The following is a 20531-nucleotide window of genomic DNA, read 5'->3' on the forward strand; positions in this document are numbered from 1 at the left end:
CCCGCGCCTTGCGCGATGCGGGCTGGCGCGTGGCGCTGATGGGCCGGCGCGAAGCCGCGCTGCGCGAAACCGCCGAGGGCGGCCCGGCGCTGGTCCTGCAAGGCGATGTGGGCCAGCCCGCCGATGTCGATGCCGCCTTCGCCCGGATCGAGGCCGATTGGGGCCGGCTGGGCCTTCTGTTCAACAATGCCGGCATCTAGCTGCCCGGCCGACCGATCGACGAGATCGCGGTCGAAGACTGGCTGCGCCTCAGCCAGACCAATATCACCGGCATGTTTCTGTGCGCCCGCGCGGCCTTCGGGCTGATGCGGCGGCAAAGCCCGCAGGGCGGGCGGATCGTCAACAACGGCTCGATCTCGGCGCATGTGCCACGGCCGGGATCCGTGCCCTATACGATGTCGAAACATGCGGTGACGGGGTTGACCAGGACGCTGGCGCTGGATGGCCGCGCCTATGGCATCGCCTGCGGCCAGATCGACATCGGCAATGCGCTGACCGAGATGGCGGCGCGGTTTCAGGACGGGGTGCCGCAGGCCGATGGCACGATCCGGGCCGAGCCGGTGATGCCGGTCGACGAGGTGGCGCGGCTGGTCGTCCATATGGCCGGGCTGCCCGCCGATGTGTCGATGCCCTTCGCCACGATCATGGCGCGCGACATGCCCTATATCGGCCGCGGCTAGGGCCCGGGACGCGCCTCAGGCGGCGCCGGCCTGCGGTTCCTGCGGCTTGCAGAACATGTCATAGACCAGCGTGATGGTGCGCAACACGCGCGGGTCCTGGATCGAGTAATAGATCGCCTTGCCATCGCGCCTTGTGGCCACCAGCCCCTCAAGCCGCAGCCGCGCCAATTGCTGGCTGACCGCCGCCTGCCGCTGTTCCAGCAGGTTTTCCAGCTCGGTCACCGATTTCTCGCCCGAGGACAGATGGCACAGAATCATCAGCCGCCCCTCATGGCTGAGCGCCTTCAGAAAGGCCGCCGCGGCGGTGGCCTGGGCCAGCATCTCATCGGCCGGCAGATGGGCGCAGCCCTCGGTGTCGTCGGGCGCGGGGGCAGGAACAGGGGCGGAAAGCGGCATGTCACGCAATCTCGTCATGACGGGTCAAATATTCAATAGCATGCATGATAGGGGTTGGCGAGGGGCCGCGTGGGCCGCCGGCGCCGAGGCGCGGGCCCCCGGTTCGGGCGCATCCGCCACAGAGCCCTTGCCGTGCGCTGCGCGCCGGGGCAAGGATTGCACAATCGTAGAACACCTGTTCAGGAGCCCGCCCCGTGATCCGCCCCTCTGCCTTCACCGCCCCCGGCCGTTTCTGGCGCGGCAATCTGCACACCCATTCCACCCGCTCGGACGGGGTGCTGAAGCCCGAAGAGGTGTGCCGCCGCTACCGTGCGGAAGGCTATGACTTCCTGGCGCTGACCGACCATTTCATCGGCGCCTACAATTACCCGATCGTCGACACGGTGCCGTTCCGCGCGGAAGGGTTCACCACGATCCTGGGGGCCGAGCTGCATACTGGCGCCATGGCGAATGGCGAGCTGTGGCATATCCTGGCGGTGGGCCTGCCCGCCGATTTCCCCCCGCCCGAGGCGCCCGACTTCGACGCCCATCCCGGGATGGAAACGGGCGCGGCCATTGCCGCCCGCGCGGTGGCGGCGGGGGCTTTCGTGGCCATCGCCCATCCGCAATGGTCGGGCCTGACGCTGGAAGACGCCCGCGGCATCGAAGCCGCCCATGCGGTGGAAATCTACAATCACGGCTGCGCCAATGGCTGCGACCGGCCCGATGGGTTCGGCATCGCCGATCTGCTGCTGACCGAGGGCCGCAGGCTCAGCCTGATTGCCACCGATGACGCGCATTTCTATGAGCCCGACCATTTCGGCGGCTGGGTCATGGTGAAATCCGAGGCGAATGAGCCCGACGCGCTGCTGGCCGCCCTGAAGCGCGGCGATTTCTATGCCTCGCAGGGGCCCGAATTGCGCGATGTCCGGCTTGAGGGCGACCGGATGGTGATCGAATCCTCGGCTGTTGTCTCGGCCGTGGTCATGGGCAAGGGGACGGCGGCGAAATCGGTGCATGGCCAGTCGATGACCCGGGCAGAGATCCCGCTGGATCGGTTCCGCAACTCGCCCTGGCTGCGGGTGTCGGTGATCGACGCGGCCGGCAAGCGGGCCTGGTCGAACCCGATCTGGCGCGCTTGATCAGCCACTCAGCCCGCCAGCAGCCGCGCGACCAGCCGCGCCAGCCGCCGGTGCAGCCGCGCGGTGCGGTTGCGCAGATGCATGGCGGCATAAACCGGCTGGGTCAGCGCCGGCGCGTCGGCGACCAGCCGGAAGCGGCCGGTCGCCACCAGCGCGCGCGCGGCCTCGTCCATCAGATAGGCCGAGCCCCCCAGCGCCTCGAGCAGCGAGACCAGCGCCGAGGATTGCCCGACCGACAGGGGCGCCTCGGACAGGCGCGGCAGTGCCTCGCGATGGGCGCGTTCGAAAGCGGGCGAGAAATGCGCGAAGATCATGTCCTGCGGCGCGATCTCGGCCAGAAGTGCCGCGGTTGACGAGACCAGCCGATAGGTCAATTCGCCCGCCGTCTCGAAATACAGATCGGGATGGGGTTTGGGCGTGAAGAGCAGCGCGAAATCCAGATGCCCCGCGGCCAGGTCATTGGCCATCTGGTTGGAATAGTCCGGCTCGATATAGAAGGCGGTCTGCGGCAGCATCTTGCGCGCCTCGGCCAGAAGCCGGCCCAGGAAGGGCCCGGCCAGATCGTTCTGGATCCCCAGCCGCAGCGTCAGCGCCGCCTCGCCCGAGGGCGCCACGGCGCGCCGCGCCGCCGCCCAATCCTGGCGCAGCATCCGGGCATGGGTTTCAAAGCGCAGCCCCTCGGTCGTCAGATCGGTGCCCGCGCGCGAGCGGCGCAAGAGCGTGGCCCCCAGCGCCTGTTCCAGCGTCTTGACCCGGGCCGAGACGGTGGATTGCGTGACGCCCAGCCGGTCGGCGGTGCGGTTGAAGCTGCGGGTCTCGATCAGGTCGAGGAAGGTGTCGATCAGCTCGATCTGCATGGGTTTGGGCTTTCCGGCTGGCCGCCGGGGGTTTTCCACCCCCGGACCCCCGGAGGATATTTGAACAGAGAGGAAGGCGTAATCGGATTCTTCGATCAATGAGGGGCTGATCGCCGAATTGAACGGCGCCGGGCGGCGGCGGATAGTGGCGGCGGAATCTGGACGGAGGCTGAGGCGATGGTCGAGTATGCAAGCGCGCGGGTGGCGATCATCGGCGGCGGCGCGGTGGGCGTCTCGGCGCTGTATCACCTGTGTCTGGCGGGCTGGACCGACTGTATCCTGCTGGAGAAGAACGAGCTGACGGCGGGCTCGACCTGGCATGCGGCGGGCAACGTGCCGACCTTTTCGTCAAGCTGGTCGATCATGAACATGCAGCGCTATTCGGCGCAGCTGTATCGGTCCTTGGGCGATGCTGTGGGCTATCCGATGAATTACCATGTCACCGGATCCGTGCGGCTGGGCCATACGGCGGAACGGCTGCAGGAATTCAAGCGTGTCGTCGGCATGGGGCGCTATCAGGGCATGGATCTGGGCATCCTGTCGCCCGACGAGATCCGCGGCAGATACCCGTTCCTTGAAACGCATGATCTGACCGGCGCGCTGTATGACCCCTATGATGGCGATATCGACCCCGCGCAGCTGACCCAGGCGCTGGCGACCGGCGCGCGGGCGCTGGGCGCGCGGATCGAACGCTTCTGCCCGGCGACCGGGGTGCGGCGGGAAAACGGCGAATGGGTGATCTCGACGCCCAAGGGCGAGGTGCGGGCCGAGATCGTCGTCAATGCCGCGGGCTATTATGCGCGCGAGGTCGGCAAATGGTTCGGCCGTGATCTGCCGATGATGGTGATGAGCCACCAATACATGCTGTTCGACACCATCCCCGAGCTGGCGGCCTGGTCGGCCGAGGTCGGCCACAAGCTGCCTTTGCTGCGCGATGTCGACAGCAGCTATTACCTGCGGCAAGAGAAGAACGGCTTCAACCTGGGCCCCTATGAGCGGAATTGCCGGGCGCATTGGGTGACGAAGGATGATCCTTTCCCCGAAGATTTCAGCTTCCAGCTGTTCCCCGACGATCTGGAGCGGCTGGAGGGCCATATCGCCGATGCGATGGCGCGGGTGCCCCTGCTGGAAAAGGCCAGCCTGACCAAGGTGATCAACGGGCCGATCCCCTATGCGCCCGATGGCAACCCGCTGATCGGGCCGATGCCCGGCGTGCCGAACGCGTTCGAGGCCTGCGTCTTCACCTTCGGCATCTGCCAGGCCGGGGGCGCGGGCAAGGTGCTGGCGGAATGGGTGACGGAAGGCACGACCGAATGGGACATGTGGTCCTGCGACCCGCGCCGCTTCACCGCCTATACCGACCCGGACTACTGCATCCAGAAGGGGATGGAGGTCTATGGCCATGAATATGGCATCCATTTCCCCAATGCGCGCTGGCCCGCGGCGCCCGACCGGCGGCTGTCGCCGGTGCATGCGCAGGTGAAGGCGCTGGGCGGCCAGATGGCGCCCTATAATGGCTGGGAGCGGGCGGAATGGTTCGCGGCCCCGTGTGACGATACCAGTTGGGAGGCCACGCAGACCTGGCGGCGCGAGGGGCCCTGGCAAGCCCGCGTGGCCGAGGAATGCGCCGCTGTGCGCGACGGGGTGGGGGTGCTGGACCTGCCCGGCTTCACCCGGCTGCTGGTCAAGGGTCCCGGCGCGCGGGCACATGTGGCGGGGCTGACGGCCTCGCGCCTGCCGAAACCGGGCAAGATCGGGCTCGTGTATTTCGCCGATGACAAGGGCCGGACCGTGACCGAGATGTCCTGCATGGTGCATTCGGACGAGGCGGTGGGGCTGATCACCGCCGCAGTGGCGCAATGGCACGATGCCGATGTCTTGCGAAAAGGCCTGCCCGAGGGCTGCGTGATCGAGGATCACTCGGCCGAGGTCGATTGCTTCATCGTGACCGGCCCGAAGTCGCGCGATCTGCTGGCGGGGCTGACCGATGCGGATCTGACGCTGCCCTGGCTGTCGGTGCAGGAAGGCGTGCAGGTCGCGGGCCGGGATTGCGCGCTGATCCGGGTCAGTTTCGCGGGGGAGTTGGGTTGGGAAGTGCATTGCGCCAATGAAGATGCGCCGGCGATCTATGCGGCGCTGCTGGCAGGGGGCGCCAAGCCCTTTGGGATGAAGGCGCTGAATTCCTTGCGGATCGAGAAGGGCTATCGCGCCTGGAAGGGCGATCTGTCGACCGATTACACCCTGCTGCAGGCCGGGCTGGAGCGATTCATCGACTGGGGCCATGACTTCCCCGGCAAGGCCGCGCTGCAGGCCGAGGCGCAGCGCGGGGCGACCAAGCGCTTCGTGACGCTGGAACTGGCCGCTTGCGACTATGACGCGCCCTATATGTCGACGATCTGGTCGGGCGATCAGGTCGTGGGCGAGACGACCTCATGCGCCATGGGCTACCGGACCGGCAAGCTGCTGGCCCTGGGCACGGTGCGGGCCGATCTGGCGGCCGAGGGCATGGCGCTGGAGGTGGAGATCTTCGGCGAACGGGTGGCGGCGACGGTTCTGGCCGAGGGGCCGGCCTGGGACGCGAAGAACCTGCGCTTGCGCGGGTGAGCGGACGCCCGGGGGCTCTGCCCCCGGACCCCGGGGATATTTTTCGACAGATGAAAGCAGCAGGGCGATGAGCGGGATACCGGAACGGGCGCGGGCGGTGGTGATCGGGGGCGGGGTCTCGGGCTGTTCGGTGGCCTATCACCTGGCCAAGGCGGGCTGGACCGATGTGGTGCTGCTGGAGCGGCGCCGGCTGACCTCGGGCACGACCTGGCATGCGGCGGGGCTGATCGGGCAATTGCGCGGCTCGGCCAATATGACCCGGCTGGCCAAGTATTCCGCCGATCTTTACGTGAAGCTGGAGGCCGAGACCGGGGTGGCGACGGGGATGCGGCAGGTCGGCAGCATCTCGGTCGCGTTGACCGAGGCGCGGCATGAGGAATTGCTGCGCCAGGCCACTGTGGCCCGGATCTTCGATGTCGATGTGCATGAGATCTCGGCCGCCGAGGTGAAGGCCATGTATCCGCATCTGAATGTCGATGGCGTCGTGGGCGCGGTGCATCTGCCGCTGGATGGGCAATGCGACCCTGCCAATATCGCCATGGCGCTGGCCAAGGGCGCGCGGATGCGCGGGGCGAAGGTGGTGGAAGGCGCTTTGGTGACCCGGGTGACCCAGGCCGGGGGGCGGGTGACGGGGGTCGATTACGAATTCGGCGGCGCGGCGGGGCATATCGCGGCCGATGTGGTGATCAATTGCGGCGGCATGTGGGGGCGCGATCTGGCGCTGCAAAGCGGGGTGACGCTGCCTTTGCATGCCTGCGAGCATTTCTACCTGGTGACCGAGCCGGTCGAGGGGCTGGGCCATCTGCCCGTCCTGCGGGTGCCCGATGAATGCGCCTATTACAAATCCGATGCCGGCAAGATGATGGTCGGTGCCTTCGAGCCCGTGGCCAAGCCCTGGGGCATGGACGGGATCCGGCCGGATTTCGAATTCGACACTTTGCCCGAGGATTGGGACCATTTCGCCCCGATCCTGGAAATGGCGGCCGAGCGGATGCCTTTGTTCCAGACCGCCGGGATCCACACCTTCTTCAATGGGCCGGAAAGCTTTACCCCCGATGACCGCTATTATCTGGGCCCGGCGCCGGAACTGGCGGGCTATTGGGTGGCGGCGGGCTATAATTCGGTCGGCATCGTGTCTTCGGGCGGGGCCGGCATGGCGCTGGCGCATTGGATCACCGAGGGCGAGGCGCCCTTCGATCTGTGGGAGGTGGATATCCGCCGGGCGCAGCCCTTCCAGAAGAACCGCCGTTACCTGAAAGAACGGGTGACCGAGACGCTGGGCCTGCTTTACGCCGACCACTTCCCCTATCGCCAGGTCGCGACGGCGCGGGGGGTGCGGCGGTCGCCGCTGCATGCGCATCTGGCCGCGCGGGGGGCGGTTTTCGGCGAAGTGGCGGGGTGGGAGCGGGCGAACTGGTTCGCGAACCCGGGGCAGGAGCGGGAATATCGCTACAGCTGGAAGCGGCAGAACTGGTTCGACAACCAGAAGGCCGAGCATCTGGCGGTGCGCACGGGCGTTGGCCTGTTCGACATGACCTCGTTCGGGAAGATCCGGGTCGAGGGGCGCGATGCCTGCCGCTTCCTGAACCGGCTTTGCGCGGGGCAAATGGATGTTGCCGCTGGAAAGATCGTCTATACCCAGATGCTGAACGACCGGGGCGGGATCGAATGCGATCTGACGGTGACGCGCCTGTCGGAAACCGCCTATCTGCTGGTCGTGCCGGGCGCGACCTTGCAGCGCGATCTGGCCTGGCTGCGGGCGCATCTGGCTGAGGATTTCGCCGTGATCACCGATGTGACGGCGGCCGAGGCGGTGCTGTGCGTCATGGGGCCCAAGGCGCGCGACCTGTTGCAGGCCGTGTCGCCCAACGACTTCAGCAATGCCGCGCATCCCTTTGCCACGGCAAGGGAAATCGAGATCGGCATGGGCATCGCCCGGGCGCATCGGGTGACCTATGTCGGCGAATTGGGCTGGGAGCTTTACGTCTCGACCGACCAGGCGGCGCATGTGTTCGAGGCGCTGGACGAGGCCGGCGCCGGGCTGGGGCTGAAGCTGTGCGGGCTGCATACGCTGGACAGTTGCCGGATCGAAAAGGCCTTCCGGCATTTCGGCCACGACATCACCGATGAGGATCATGTGCTGGAAGCGGGCCTGGGTTTTTCGGTGCGGACGAAAAAGCCGGGTTTCATCGGGCGCGAGGCCGTGTTGCGCAAGGCCGAGACGGGGCTGGACCGGCGGCTGGTGCAGTTCCGCCTGAAGGACCCCGAGCCCTTGTTGTTCCACAACGAGGCGGTGGTGCGCGACGGCAAGATCGTGGGCCCGGTCACCTCGGGCAATTACGGGCATTTCCTCGGCGGTGCGGTGGGCCTGGGCTATGTGCCCTGCCGCGGCGAAAGCGAGGCCGAGGTGCTGGGATCGACCTACGAGATCGAAGTGGCCGGGGTGCGGCATGCGGCCGAGGCGTCGCTGCTGCCGATGTATGACCCCAAGGCCGAGCGGGTGCGCATGTGACGGGCCGTCCGGGGGCTTTGCCCCCGGACCCCCGGGTTATTTCTGCAAGGATGAAGGGCAAAGCGATGAGCGATCTGGATGAGGCCTGCGCACCGTCGCGGGCAAGGCGGTCGGGCGGGCGGCAGGCGCGGGTGGCGATGCGGGCCGCGCCTTTGGCCGAGGATGTGCGGCCGATCCGGCCGGGCATGCCGGGCGGGCGCTATCAGCCGCTGGACCCCTCGGGGGTCGAGCAGATCCATCAAAGCGCCCTGCAGGCGCTGGAGGAGATCGGCCTGTCGAATGCGCCCGCCTCTGGGGTCGAGATCCTGACCGGCGCGGGCGCCATTCTGGGCGATGACGGGCGGATCCGCTTTCCCCGCGCCTTGGTCGAAGACATGCTGGCCAAGGCCGCGCGTGACATCACGCTGCATGCCCGCGATCCGAAATATGACCTGCATCTGTCCGGCAGCAATGTGCATTTCGGCACGGCCGGCGCCGCGGTGCATGTGGTGGATCTGGAAAAGAACGAATATCGCGACTCGACCGCGCAAGATCTGTATGACGCCGCCCGGCTGGTGCAGAACCTGGACAATATCCATTTCTACCAGCGCACCATGGTCTGCCGCGATGTGGTGGACAACAAGGAGATGGATCTCAACACGCTGTATGCCTGTCTGGCCGGCACCAAGAAACATGTCGGCACCTCGATCTTCGACATGGAGCATGTGCCCGAAGCCTTCGAGATCCTGCATATGGTGGCGGGGGGCGAAGAGAAGTGGCTGGAGCGGCCCTTCGTCAGCAATTCCAATTGCTTCGTCGTCCCTCCGATGAAATTCGCCGAAGAAAGCTGCCGCGTGATGGAGGATTGTGTCCGCCGCGGCATGCCGATGCTTCTTCTCAGCGCGGGCCAGGCCGGGGCCACGGCGCCGGCGCCCATCGCCTTGGCGATCGTGCAGGCGGTGGCCGAATGTCTGGCCGGGGTCTGCTATGTGAACGCGATCAAACCCGGCGCGCCGGCGATCTTCGGCACCTGGCCCTTCGTGTCGGATCTGCGCACCGGGGCGATGTCGGGCGGCAGCGCGGAACAGGCGCTGCTGACGGCCGGCTGTGCGCAGATGCACCGCTTCTACGGCCTGCCCGGCGGGGCGGCCAGCGGGATTTCCGACTCGAAGCTGCCCGACATGCAGGCGGGCTGGGAGAATGCGATCACCAATACTCTGGCCGGCCTGTCGGGGCTGAACATGTGCTACGAAGCGGTCGGCATGCATGCCTCGCTTCTGGGCTTCAGCCTGGAAAGCCTGGTCCTGGGCGATGACATTCTGGGCCAGGTGATGCGGCTGGTGCGCGGCATCGACGTGACGCCGGATTCGACCAGCATCGAGGCGATGAAAGAGGTCTGCCTGGGCGGGCCCGGCCATTATCTGGGCAGTGACCAGACGCTGCGGCTGATGCAGACCGAATATGTCTACCCCACGCTTGGCAACCGGATGAGCCCGAAGGAATGGGTCGAAGCGGGCAAGCCGCAGCTTCTGGAACGCGCCATTGCCCGCAAGAATGACCTGCTTGCAAAGGCCGGTTGCATGGTAGAGCCTGAGATCGACAGCGCCATCCGCGCAAAGTTCAACATCTACTTCAGGTGAGGCTTCGATGATCCCGGAAAACATGACGAAATTCTACATCAACGGGGAATGGGTCGAGCCGCTGTCGAAGACCCGGCTCGGGGTAGAGAATCCGGCCACCGAAGAGATCGTCTGCGACGTGGCGATGGGCAATGAAGCCGATGCCGACCGGGCGATCCTGGCGGCGCGGGCGGCTTTCGATGCCTGGACCGTGACCCCCCCGGCCGAGCGCATCGCCCTGGTGAAGCGCATTCTGGAAATCTACAACGACCGTTACGAAGACTTCGCCAAGGTCATGTCGACCGAAATGGGCGCGCCGATCACCTGGGCGCGTGAGGCGCAGGCCTGGGCGGGCCAAGTCCATCTTGAGGCCACGATCAAGGCCGGCGAAGAGATGGTCTGGGAATATATGCGCGGCTCGACCCGGATCGTCTACGAAGGGATCGGCGTCTGCGCGCTGATCACGCCGTGGAACTGGCCGATGAACCAGATCGTCTGCAAAGTGGCGCCGGCGCTGATCGCGGGCTGTACCATGGTGCTGAAACCTTCGGAAATCGCCCCGCTGTCGGGCGTTCTTTTCGCGCAGGTCATGCATGAGGCGGGCGTGCCGAAGGGCGTGTTCAACCTGGTGAACGGCGCGGGGCCCGAAGTGGGCGCGCGCATGTCCTCGCATCCCGAAGTGGACATGGTCTCGTTCACCGGCTCGACCCGGGCGGGCACGGCGATTGCCGCGGCGGCGGCGCCGACGGTAAAGCGGGTGGCGCAGGAACTGGGCGGCAAGTCGCCCAACATCATCCTGCCCACGGCCGATATCGCCGAGGCGGTGAAGGCGGGCGTCAATGCGATGATGTCGAATACCGGCCAGTCCTGCGATGCGGCAACCCGCATGCTGGTGCCGCGCGACCGCCAGGCCGAGGCGCTGGCCGCGGCCAAGGAAGCGGCCGAGGCGATCGTGGTGGGCGATCCGACCTCGGAAGACACGGTGCTGGGCCCCTTGGTGTCGAAGCTGCAATTCGACAAGGTGCAGCGGCTGATCCAGGCTGGCATCGACGAGGGCGCGACGCTGGTCACCGGCGGGGTCGGCCGTCCGGCCGGGCTGAACCGCGGCTGGTTCGTGCGGCCCACGGTCTTTGGCGATGTGGTCAATGCGATGACGATCTCGAAAGAGGAAATCTTCGGGCCGGTCCTGGCGATCCAGCCCTATGACAGCATCGACGATGCGGTCGCGCAGGCCAATGACACGGTCTATGGGCTGGCGGCCTATATCGCGGGCCCGGTCGAGGATGCGCGCCCGGTGGCGCGGCGGCTGCGCGCCGGGACGGTGAACCTGAACTATCCCGACTGGGATACCTCGGCGCCCTTCGGCGGCTACAAGCAATCGGGCAATGGCCGCGAATATGCCGATTGGGGCATCCATGACTTCTGCGAGGTCAAGGGCATCGTCGGCTGGGGCGCCTGACATTTGGGTGCGGCGCCGGAATTCGGGTGAATTCCGGCGCCGCGGCCCGGCGGAAATCCGGTCTTCGGGGGAATGCGATGCGCTATGGCTATGTCGGGCTTGGCAATCTGGGCGGGCATCTGGCCGCCAGTCTGATCCGGGCGGGGCATCAGGTGACGGTCTATGACCGCGATCCTTCCCTGGCCGAACGGCATGCCGCGCTGGGGGCGCATATTGCAGGCTCGGTCAGCGATCTGGCGGGCCGGGTGGATCATGTCTTCACCTGCCTGCCGCATCCCTCGGCCTCGGAAGTGGTGCTGGCCGAGATGCTGACCGTCCTGCCCGAGGGCGCGACCTGGATCGAGAATTCCACGCTGGGCCGCGACGACGTGCTGCGGCTGGCGGGGCTGGCGCGGGTCGGCGGCCTGCGGATGCTGGAGGCGCCGGTGACCGGCGGCGTGCATCTGGCGGCGCGGGGCGAGATCACCGTTCTGGTGGGGGGCGAGCAGGATCTGTTCGATCTGCACCGCCCGGCGCTGCAGGCGATCGGCAACCGGATCTTCCATATGGGCCCCTTGGGCAGCGCCGCAGTGATCAAGGTCATCACCAATATGCTGGCCTTCATCCATCTGGTTGCCGATGGCGAAGCCTTGATGCTGGCCAAGCGCGGCGGTCTGGATCTGAAAACCGCATGGGAGGCGATTGCAGCCTCGTCCGGCAGTTCCTTCGTGCATGAGACCGAGGGCCAGCTGATCCTGAACGGCAGCTATGACATCGCCTTCACCATGGATCTGGCGCTGAAGGATCTGGGCTTTGCGATGGGGTTCGGGCGGGAATTCGGCGTGCCGCTGGATCTGGCTGCGATGACCGCGCAGACCTTCCTGAAGGGCAAGGCGGTGTATGGCGGTGCGGCGCAGTCGACGCAGATCGTCAAGCTGCTGGAAGACGCGCTGGGCACCGATCTGCGGGCCGAGGGCTTTCCGGCGCGGCTGGAATAACGCCGCGCCAGGGCAGGGGGCTGATTTTCGACGAAAATCAGCGCCCCCGCAGGATGGATCCGGGATCGAAGGGCCTTGGGATGACCGACAGTTCCGACCGCCGCGCCGCGCGGCTTCTGCATCACCGCAAACCCGGGCTGGGGCAGGGCGATCCGGTCGTGCCGCCGATCACCGCGACGGCGACCTTCCACCTGCCGCATGTCCAGGCGGGCGGGCATTTCTACGGCCGCAACGGTCTGCCGACCTGGGAGGCGGTCGAGGCGCAGCTGGCGATCCTGGAAGATGCCGATTGCGTCACTTTCCCCAGCGGCATGGCCGCGATCTCGGCGGGGCTGTTTGCCACGTTGAAACAGGGCGCGCGGCTGGTCGTGCCCTCGGATGGCTATTACGTCACAAGGGTGCTGTCCCAGGGCTTTCTGGCGCCGTTCGGGGTTTCGGTCACCGAACTGCCGACCCGCGCCTATGCGACGGCCGATTTCGCCGGGGCCGATGTGGTCTATCTTGAGACGCCCTCGAATCCGGGCCTCGATGCGGTCGATATCGCGGCGGTCGCGGCGCGGGCCCGGGCCGCGGGGGCCAGGGTCATCGCCGACAACACCACGATGACGCCCTTGTTGCAGCGCCCGCTGGATCTGGGCTGCGATCTGGTCGTGGCCGCCGATACCAAGGCGCCGGCCGGGCATTCCGATGTGCTGTTCGGCCATGTCGCCACGCGCGATGCGGCGCTGCTGGCGCGGTTGCGCGACTGGCGGCGGATGTCGGGGGCGATTCCGGGGCCGTTCGAGGCGTTTCTGGTCCATCGCGGCCTTGAAACGCTGGAGCTGCGCCTGTCGCGCATGTGCGCCAGCGCCGCGCTGATCGCCCAGCGGCTGGCGGGCCACCGGGCGGTGCGCAATCTGCGCTACCCGGGCCTGCCGGGCGATCCTTCCTATGCGGTGACCAAGGCGCAGGCCGCGCAGGGCGGCTTCCTGATCGCCTTCGAACTGGCCGATGCCGCCGCGGCCGAGGCCTTCCTGACGCGCTGCCCGCTGATCGAACAGACCACCAGCTTTGGCGGCGCGCATTCTTCGGCCGAGCGGCGGGCGCGTTGGGGCGATGCGGTGCCGGAAGGCTTCATCCGCCTGTCGGTCGGGATCGAGCCGGTCGAGGAATTGTGGGCCGCGATCGCGGCAGCACTGGAGTAGCGCGGGCAGGGGGCGCGGGCTTAGCCCGCCTGCGGCAGATGCGGCAGCACGGCCGCGGCCACGGCCTGCGCCACGCTCTGGGCCGGGGCATCGCCCGGCACCACGCGGAAGCGGGCAGGATGGGCCTGGGCCAGCGCCAGAAACCCCGCCCGGGCGTGGGTCTGGAAGGCAAGGCCCATATCCTCGAAGCGCATCTCGCTGCCGCGCCGGGCCTGGGCGCGGGCAAGGCCCTGTTCGGGATCGAGGTCGATCAGCAGGGTCAGATCGGGCTCGACCCCGATCATCAGCCCATGCAGCCGGTCGACCGTCGCCGACAGATCGCCGCGGGTGACGCCCTGAAAGATCCGGGTGGAATCGGCGAAACGGTCGCAGATCACCACAGCGCCGCGGGCCAAAGCCGGGCGGATGGTCTTTTCCAGATGGTCGCGCCGGGCGGCGGTGAACAGCAGGATCTCGGTTTCCGCCGACCAGCGGTCGGGATCGCCTTCCAGCACCAGCCGGCGGATTTCCTCGGCCCCCGGGCTGCCGCCCGGCTCGCGCGTCAGCACCACCTCGCGGCCCTGTCCGCGCAACAGTTCAGCCAGCATCCGCGCCTGGGTGGATTTGCCCGAGCCGTCAATGCCTTCGAAGGACAGGAAAAAACCGCTCATCTGGCTCAACTGGCCGGCGCGCCGCCGACATAGGTCGACCACAGCGCGCGGGCGGCGATCTGCAACCGGCCGACGAAACCGGCCTTGCCGACATCGCTTTCGGCCACCAGCGCGACGCGGTGGTCGGGCAGGTCGGGGATATGCACGATCAGCTCGGCCACGCGCGAACCTTGGGTGACCGGCGCCAGAAGCGGGCCCTTATAGACCACCTCGGCCTGGATCTTGTCCTGCACCAGCGCCGGCACCAACAGCCGCAGATCGGTTTCCGGCACCAGACCCACGGTCTGCGCCGTGCCCAGATGCACCTCGGCCTCGGCCACGCGGATGCCCTGTTTCGCCACCGTCTTCTCGGCGAATTGCCGGAAGGCCCAGCCGACGATCCGCTCGGCCTCATCGGCGCGCGCGGTGTCCGAGGGCAGGCCGGTGATGGCGAAGATCACCCGCCGGTCGCCCTGCTTGGCGCTGCCGACCAGCCCGTAGCCCGCCTCGGACGTGTGGCCGGTCTTCAGCCCGTCGGCCCCGATCCCCAGCTTCAGCAAGGGATTGCGGTTGTGGCGGTTGTCGGGCGCGCGGTCTTTGTAGTTGAATTCGGTCTCGGCGAAGATCGGGTAATATTCCGGGAATTCCTCGATCAGCCGCTGGGCCAGAATGCCCAGATCGCGCATCGACATGCGCTGCGACGGATCGGGCCAGCCGCTGGCATTGGCGAAATGCGAGGCGGTCATCCCCAGCGCCTTGGCGCGTTCGGTCATCTGGCGGGCAAAGGCCTCTTCCGTGCCGGCCAGCCCCTCGGCCACGACGACGCAGGCATCGTTGCCCGAGTTGATGATCATGCCATGGATCAGTTCCTCGACCGTGGGCCGGTCGGTTTCCTGCAGGAACATGGTCGAGCCACCCATCGCCTTGGCCCGCGACGAGACGGCGAATTGCGTCTGCAGGGTCACGCGGCCATCGCGCAGCGCCTCGAACAGCATGTTGATCGTCATCAGCTTCGACATGCTGGCTGGCGGCACCGGCTGATCGGCGTTCTTGTCCATCAGGACCGTATGGGTCGTGACGTCATAGACCCAGGCGGCGGTGGCCTGGGTTTCGAAGGCGCGGGCCGGAGACAGCGCTGCAAGAAACAGCGCGGCGGCAAGGGCGGCGTGGCGAAGCTGACGGAGCATGTGACCCCTTTCGTCTATTTCAGCAGGTAGGCGTCGGCGAAGCCGGCATCCTTGATCTTCTTCAGAAGCGCCGCATCGCCGCGCGCCACGACCGACCAGTAGGTCTTGCCCTTGGTCGCCTCGGTGCGGATCTCGGCGGCGATGCCGGCCTTGCTCAGCGTGTCGAGCGCGCGTTTCGCATTGGCCTCGACCGAGAAGATCCCGATCTGGATCGGGCGTCCTCCGGTTTTCGCGGCAGGGGCGGCTGGGGCGGGTTTGGCCGTGGCGGCATCAAGCGCTGCCCCCGCCGCGGCGGCGGTCTCAGTGGCGGATTTCGCCGCGGGCTTGCCGGGCGCCGCGGGCTTGCCGGCGGCCGGAGCCTCCAGCGGCTTGGTTTCAACCCCGCCGGCCACGATCGCGCCGCTTTCGCCGGGCAGGGTTTCGGCCGTGTCCAGGACCGGGCTGGTCGGCGCGGTTTCCGGGGCTTCCTCGCGCCGCAGCGCGGTGACGGAAATCTTGCCGGGCTGGCCGGCCAAAAGCCCCAGCGCATCGGCCGCATCGGACGAGATCTGCAGCTTCGGCCCGGGATTGTCGCGTTCGCGGCGGAACAGCGCGCCGATGACGAATTTGCCATTGGCCGGGTTGCGCATGATCACCCGTTCGGGATCGGTCACGTCGCTGGAGGCGACCCAGACCCCGCCCAGCGAGGGCCGGCCGTCCCACAGCGCCTCTTCGGTGACCTGGTAGACCTCGGGCGCCTCGACATCGCGGTCGACCAGCTTGGTCGAGCGCTGGGTCTTGGCCGCCACCGTGCCCTCAGCCGTCTTGGGCGGGCCCGTGAACGGGTTGCTGCCCGGCTCGCAGCCCGCCAGGGCCAGTGCGGCGGCCAGCGCCAATGAGGTGGAATATACGCCCCGTACCATCGAAATCTGCCCTTGTCCCCGGGCGCGGTCGTTCGCTGCCGCGCTTTGCTGATCTGAGGCCGCGCTGCCGCGGCCCTGCCATTTTCTTTCTCATTCCCCCTGCCCGGCGGGGACGGCGGACCGTCCCGACCCGTCGCTGGATCCGAAGCCTATCGGGGCCGGACCCCGCCGGATCGGCAGGAAATCGCGCAGGATCATACCGGCGGCGCCCGGCCATGGGAAGGGCAGAGCCGCGGCCCGGGCATCACGATCGGCGGAATTCGCCGCGGGCGTGGTCTTTCAGAATCACTCGCATGCCCCTAAGCCCGTGCCGTCGGAGGAGTGGCGGAGTGGTCTATCGCACCGGTCTTGAAAACCGACGCAGGTGCAAGCCTGCCGTGGGTTCGAATCCCACCTCCTCCGCCAATTCGGTATAGACCCGGGACCGCCCCTTCCCGCAGCTTCGCCCCGCCTTGGGTCATCTCGACAAATGGCGGCGCCATCACCAGACCCTGGCCGGCATCGACGAAGCCCGTCCTGCAGCGATCCTGGTTCGCATCGGCAGGTCAGCACCCTATAGGCGGGACTGGATCTTGGCCGCGAAACCGGCGCCCAAACGGGGCTGCTCATCTCGGACATTGCGCCTGGGGCACAGGCCGCGGGTCCGGGGCGATCCATTCGTCACCCCGGCCTGGGGCTTCTTCAGCCTAGTGCCGCGCGGCCTCGCCGAGTTGCGCGAGATGGCCGGCCAGATCGGTTGCCGCGCCGCCAGCATTGACGGTCTCGAAATAGCTGTGCCAGCCCGATTGCGCGATGCCCGAAACCAGCGCCTCAAGGGCCGCATCGTCGGGGCAGCGCCAGATTGCGAAGAATGTCTGCGCTGCGGAATGCAGCTTGCCCGGATCGACCTTGCCAAGCGCAAGCGCTTCTACGCCCAGCGACGACAGATGGGGCAGGGCCGAGCCGATCGTGGCAAAGAACGCCTCGCGTTGGGCGTCGGACAGGGCATGCCAGGCGGGCTTCGGCGTATAAAGCTCGGCCAGAAAGTGGGGCATATCTTTGATTCCTTTCAGGATTCTTGGGCTTGTTTGAAAGATCGCAGCGCGCGCGTGCAGATGCGCGCGGTCGCGGGTGTCGGGCTTTCGGCGGACCAGCGGGCGCAAAGCGCCTGGACCCAGCCGGGGTGGTCCTTGGCGGCGTCGTTCAGCCAGTTGCCGACCGAATTCTGCACATAGCCGGAGGGGTCGGCGCGCAGCGGCTCGAGAATGGCAAGTCCGGGCTGCGGCGCTGCCCTGAGGGCCGCGATATGCGCGCACCAGACCCCGCGCGGACGGAGCGCTTCACAGGCAAAGCGGCGCACGCGCTCGGACGGATCCGGGGTCCATCGGGCCAGAAGCGCAAGGGCGCCTTCAAGATCGGCGGCAAGATGCGGCCGAACCGCCATCCATGACCATTCCCGCACCCCGAAATGCCGGTCGTCCGCATAGGGCCGGATCGCGGCCAGCCGGTCGGAAAGCGGCATCGTGCCGGCGGTGCCGATCATGAAACAGGCCCAGCCGCGCACCGTATCCGAGGGATGGCGCGCAAGCCGGTGCTGTGCGGCATCGCCCAGTTCCTGCCGGATCAGCTGCGCCGCAAGCGACATGCGCCTTGAGATGCCTGTCGCCGCGCCGCCCTGCAGCTGGGCCAGCGCGCCCGGGCCGATCTCGGGCAGGACATTGCGCATCAAGGCGGCAAAATCGACCGCCAGACATTCGGTCAGGGTCGCTGCTTCGACCGTTCCCGCATTCAGGCGGGCGCGCCGCTCTGGATCCACATCGCCGACGCCGCGCCCGGTGGGCTTTGTGCCGCTCATCCCTGCAGATCCGCAGCCTGGCCGGGCTGGGGCTTTGCGCGTTCGAGATTCTGCCAGATCCGCTGCAGCAGGTCGCTGAGAAGGGTCCGCTCCTGGTCCGTAAAGCCCTTGAACAGCGACGCAACCCATTCGGTATGTTCCGAGAACAGATCCCGCGCCGTGGTCTGTCCAAGCTGGGTCAAGGCGACGGCGATCTTGCGCCGGTCCTCCAGGCCGCCGCGTCGGGCAATGAACCCGTCCCGTTCCAGGCCATCGAGAAGTCCGGTGATCGTCGCGCGCGTGACACCGGCGCGTTCGGCCAGTTCATGCGGCGACAGCCCATCGGGCTTGTCCCGCAGAAGGAACAGCAGAACGAACTTGCCCTCGGACAGGCGATGCCGCGCAAGCCGGGCGGCACAGTCGCGATCAATCGCGCCGGTCAGCGCCAAGAGTTCGAAACAGGCGCGAAGATTTCCGCTCGGCGCGATCGAACGGCGTTCGGCCTCTTCCAGCAATGCCAGGTGCTTTTGTTCAAGTCGTTTTTCCATAAGGCGCCATATAATATGGCGCCTTATGATCGTCAATCCCCGTTCAGGGCGACGGTTTGGCTTGCGCCGCCTTGCGCGCGTCCTGATGCGGGTTCGGGTGGGGCGACGTCAGGCCGCGATCCCGACGCGGTTAGACATGCTCGCGCATCTGCGCATGATACTGCGACAGCAGGGCGCGGCTTTCCTGGAAGGCCGCGATCTGACCGTCCAGCGCCTGCAGGCGTTCTTCCATCGCGGCCATCAGGGCAGGGCAGGGATGAAGGATCGGCGCCGCGCTGCGCAGGCAGGGCAGGAACTGGCGAATGAAATCCAGCTTCAGCCCCGCCGCGCTCAGCTTTCGGATCGCCGCGACGATCGCCACATCGGTTTCGCTGAAGTCGCGATAGCCCGAGGCCCGGCGCTGGGGCCGAAGCAGCGCTTCGGCCTCGTAATAGCGCAGCATCCGCACCGAGACGCCGGTTCGCCGGGACAATTCGCCAATCTGCATGATCACCTCGATTTCCGCTTGACCCTTACAACGGTGTCAGGGTTTAGGCCGCAGGGCAACTCGGCATCACACAGGAGTTGCAGGATGCGGTTTACCGAAAGTGACGGGCTGCGGGTCGGCTATCGCCAGGACGGGCAGGGGCCGGCCATCGTGCTGGTGCATGGCACTGGCGGGGATGGCGCCTCGAACTGGGATCAGGTTGCCAAGGATCTGGCGCGGGATTTCACCGTGCTGCGGCCGGATTATTCGGGGTCGGGCCAGACCGGCGACGATGACCGCCCGCTGACGGTTGCACGGCTGGCGCGGCAGGTTCTGGCGGCAATGGACGAGGCCGGGCAGGATCGGGTCTGCCTGGTCGGCTTTTCGCTGGGGGCGGCAGTTGCGGCCCGGATCGCGGCAGATCACCCCGAGCGGGTCGGGCAACTGGTGCTGATCGCGGGATTCGCGCAGCTGGATGCGCGGCTGGCGCTGCAATTCGGGCTTTGGCGCGACCTGATCGGTTCTGACCGGGCGGCCATGGCGCGGCTGGTTCTGCTGACCGGGTTCAGCCCTGCCGCCCTGTCCTTGTGGGGCGACGCGGCGGTGGCCCAGGCCGTGGAGGACATGGTCAAGACGCAGAACTGGGCCGGCATGGCGCGCCAGGTCGATCTGGACCTGCGGCTGGATGTCAGCGATGCGCCGACACGGATCACGGCGCCGACGCTGGTGATCGGCGGCGCGCTGGATCACATGGTGCCGCCAGCGCATGCGCAAGGGCTTGCCGCCGCCATTGCCGGCGCGCGCTATCTGGAACTGCCGACCGGACATCTGGCGCCGATGGAGCGGCCCGATCTGGTTGCCGCCGCGATCCGCTCGGTCGCGACAGCGGGGCGTTGACCGCCACGGGGCTGCCGGCCAATGGCCTGGCTGGTCGGCCCGGCAAGCGGGCGCGGGATCGGGCTGGGGAAGCTGGAGGCGGGTACCGGAATCGAACCGGTCTTCACGGATTTGCAATCCGCTGCGTAACCTCTCCGCCAACCCGCCGCCGAAAGGTGATGGGGGGATAGCCGAAAGGCGCAGGGGCTGCAAGGGGTTCGGCAGCGGGCTTTGCGGCGCCCCGGCCGTCTTCGCCCCGGCGCGCGGCAGCGGGCTGGTCAGCGGCTGTAGCGGATGAAGGGCGTGACGCGGGCGACCCGGTCGTAAAGCTGCCGCGCCGGGGAGTTGAACTCTTGCGTCAGCCAGTAGACCGCGGGCGTGCCATTGGCATCGGCCTCGGCATAGACCCGTTCGATCAGCGCCCGGCCAAGCCCGGTGCCGCGGGCCTGGGGATCGACGTAAAGATCCTGCAGATAGCAGACATTCTCGATCTTCCAGCAATGCCGGTGATACAGGAAATGCACCAGCCCCAGCGGCCGGCCCTCGACCAGCGCCAGCCGGCCCTGGAAATCCTGCGGATCATCGCCCAGAAGCCGCGCGAAGGTGTGGCGATAGACCTCCTCCGGCACGGTCGTGTCGTAGAAAGCCAGATAGCCGGTCCAAAGCCGGCGCCAGGCGGGTTCGTCAGAGGGGGCAAGCGGGCGGATCTGGATCTGCGGCAT

At 67.4% G+C, this 20531-nt stretch carries 18 protein-coding genes, 2 tRNA genes and 1 pseudogene; 10 read left to right on the forward strand and 11 right to left on the reverse strand.

Annotation, left to right across the window (positions count from 1 at the left end):
* A pseudogene (locus K1Y73_RS14855) lies at positions 1–680 on the forward strand (SDR family oxidoreductase); the annotation flags it as partial.
* 15 nt (positions 681–695) lie between these two features.
* Here the strand turns inward: K1Y73_RS14855 and K1Y73_RS14860 are convergent.
* A complete protein-coding gene (locus tag K1Y73_RS14860; protein WP_225029092.1) occupies positions 696–1076 on the reverse strand; it encodes an ArsR/SmtB family transcription factor in 381 nt (126 codons plus the stop codon).
* Between the two features lie 197 nt (positions 1077–1273).
* Between K1Y73_RS14860 and K1Y73_RS14865 the strand changes: the two genes are divergently transcribed.
* A complete protein-coding gene (locus K1Y73_RS14865; protein WP_225029114.1) occupies positions 1274–2197 on the forward strand; it encodes a CehA/McbA family metallohydrolase in 924 nt (307 codons plus the stop codon).
* An 8-nt stretch (positions 2198–2205) separates the two neighbouring features.
* Here the strand turns inward: K1Y73_RS14865 and K1Y73_RS14870 are convergent, their stop codons facing one another.
* On the reverse strand, positions 2206–3054 hold the full coding sequence (locus K1Y73_RS14870; RefSeq protein ID WP_225029093.1) for a LysR family transcriptional regulator: 849 nt from the start codon (positions 3052–3054) through the stop codon (positions 2206–2208).
* A 177-nt stretch (positions 3055–3231) separates the two neighbouring features.
* Here K1Y73_RS14870 and K1Y73_RS14875 point away from each other — a divergent pair, with 177 nt between their 5' ends.
* The 6 genes from K1Y73_RS14875 (at position 3232) to K1Y73_RS14900 (ending at position 13388) form a co-directional block, all read left to right on the forward strand.
* Positions 3232–5658, forward strand: coding sequence for a GcvT family protein (locus tag K1Y73_RS14875; RefSeq protein ID WP_225029094.1), 2427 nt, complete (start codon positions 3232–3234; stop codon positions 5656–5658).
* Between the two features lie 67 nt (positions 5659–5725).
* A complete protein-coding gene (locus K1Y73_RS14880; protein WP_225029095.1) occupies positions 5726–8170 on the forward strand; it encodes a GcvT family protein in 2445 nt (814 codons plus the stop codon).
* A 65-nt stretch (positions 8171–8235) separates the two neighbouring features.
* The gene (locus K1Y73_RS14885; protein WP_225029096.1) at positions 8236–9789 is read left to right on the forward strand and encodes a trimethylamine methyltransferase family protein; all 1554 of its coding nucleotides are present in this window, start codon (positions 8236–8238) and stop codon (positions 9787–9789) included.
* A 7-nt stretch (positions 9790–9796) separates the two neighbouring features.
* Positions 9797–11227, forward strand: a complete 1431-nt coding sequence (locus tag K1Y73_RS14890) for an aldehyde dehydrogenase family protein (RefSeq protein ID WP_225029097.1) — start codon at positions 9797–9799, stop codon at positions 11225–11227.
* Positions 11228–11253: 26 nt separating this feature from the next.
* A complete protein-coding gene (locus K1Y73_RS14895) occupies positions 11254–12204 on the forward strand; it encodes an NAD(P)-dependent oxidoreductase (protein ID WP_404819093.1) in 951 nt (316 codons plus the stop codon).
* A gap of 80 nt (positions 12205–12284) precedes the next feature.
* Positions 12285–13388, forward strand: a complete 1104-nt coding sequence (locus K1Y73_RS14900) for a cystathionine gamma-lyase (protein ID WP_225029099.1) — start codon at positions 12285–12287, stop codon at positions 13386–13388.
* Between the two features lie 20 nt (positions 13389–13408).
* Here K1Y73_RS14900 and tmk read toward each other — a convergent pair whose 3' ends face one another.
* Genes tmk through K1Y73_RS14915 form a run of 3 tightly spaced genes read right to left on the reverse strand, consistent with a single transcriptional unit; the run spans position 13409 to position 16106 of the window.
* Entirely contained in the window at positions 13409–14038 is a 630-nt protein-coding gene (gene tmk / locus K1Y73_RS14905; RefSeq protein WP_225029100.1) for a dTMP kinase, read from the reverse strand.
* Positions 14039–14043: 5 nt separating this feature from the next.
* Positions 14044–15204 carry a D-alanyl-D-alanine carboxypeptidase family protein gene (locus K1Y73_RS14910; RefSeq protein ID WP_225029101.1) on the reverse strand — a complete coding sequence of 387 codons (1161 nt, stop codon included), beginning with the start codon at positions 15202–15204 and terminating at the stop codon, positions 14044–14046.
* Positions 15205–15218: 14 nt separating this feature from the next.
* Entirely contained in the window at positions 15219–16106 is an 888-nt protein-coding gene (locus tag K1Y73_RS14915; protein ID WP_225029102.1) for an SPOR domain-containing protein, read from the reverse strand.
* Between the two features lie 315 nt (positions 16107–16421).
* Between K1Y73_RS14915 and K1Y73_RS14920 the strand changes: the two genes are divergently transcribed.
* Positions 16422–16511 (forward strand) — tRNA-Ser (locus K1Y73_RS14920).
* 281 nt (positions 16512–16792) lie between these two features.
* Here the strand turns inward: K1Y73_RS14920 and K1Y73_RS14925 are convergent.
* The 4 genes from K1Y73_RS14925 to K1Y73_RS14940 form a co-directional block, all read right to left on the reverse strand.
* Positions 16793–17140 (reverse strand): DUF6616 family protein, encoded by a 348-nt coding sequence (locus K1Y73_RS14925; protein ID WP_225029103.1) that lies wholly within the window; start codon positions 17138–17140, stop codon positions 16793–16795.
* A 14-nt stretch (positions 17141–17154) separates the two neighbouring features.
* A complete protein-coding gene (locus K1Y73_RS14930) occupies positions 17155–17940 on the reverse strand; it encodes a DNA alkylation repair protein (protein ID WP_225029104.1) in 786 nt (261 codons plus the stop codon).
* The gene (locus K1Y73_RS22130; RefSeq protein ID WP_318248248.1) at positions 17937–18467 is read right to left on the reverse strand and encodes a MarR family winged helix-turn-helix transcriptional regulator; all 531 of its coding nucleotides are present in this window, start codon (positions 18465–18467) and stop codon (positions 17937–17939) included. The genes K1Y73_RS14930 and K1Y73_RS22130 overlap by 4 nt, the downstream gene beginning before the upstream one ends.
* A 130-nt stretch (positions 18468–18597) precedes the next feature.
* Entirely contained in the window at positions 18598–18954 is a 357-nt protein-coding gene (locus K1Y73_RS14940; RefSeq protein WP_225029115.1) for a MerR family transcriptional regulator, read from the reverse strand.
* A gap of 84 nt (positions 18955–19038) precedes the next feature.
* On the opposite strand from K1Y73_RS14940, the gene K1Y73_RS14945 reads away from it, so the two are divergent.
* The gene (locus K1Y73_RS14945) at positions 19039–19830 is read left to right on the forward strand and encodes an alpha/beta fold hydrolase (RefSeq protein ID WP_225029105.1); all 792 of its coding nucleotides are present in this window, start codon (positions 19039–19041) and stop codon (positions 19828–19830) included.
* A gap of 73 nt (positions 19831–19903) precedes the next feature.
* Here K1Y73_RS14945 and K1Y73_RS14950 read toward each other — a convergent pair.
* Both K1Y73_RS14950 and K1Y73_RS14955 read right to left on the reverse strand, forming a co-directional pair.
* A tRNA-Cys gene (locus K1Y73_RS14950) sits at positions 19904–19977 on the reverse strand.
* A gap of 110 nt (positions 19978–20087) precedes the next feature.
* A complete protein-coding gene (locus tag K1Y73_RS14955; RefSeq protein ID WP_225029106.1) occupies positions 20088–20531 on the reverse strand; it encodes a GNAT family N-acetyltransferase in 444 nt (147 codons plus the stop codon).

Source organism: Xinfangfangia pollutisoli (genome assembly GCF_020179405.1).
GTDB classification, from domain to species: Bacteria; Pseudomonadota; Alphaproteobacteria; order Rhodobacterales; family Rhodobacteraceae; genus Pseudogemmobacter; species Pseudogemmobacter pollutisoli.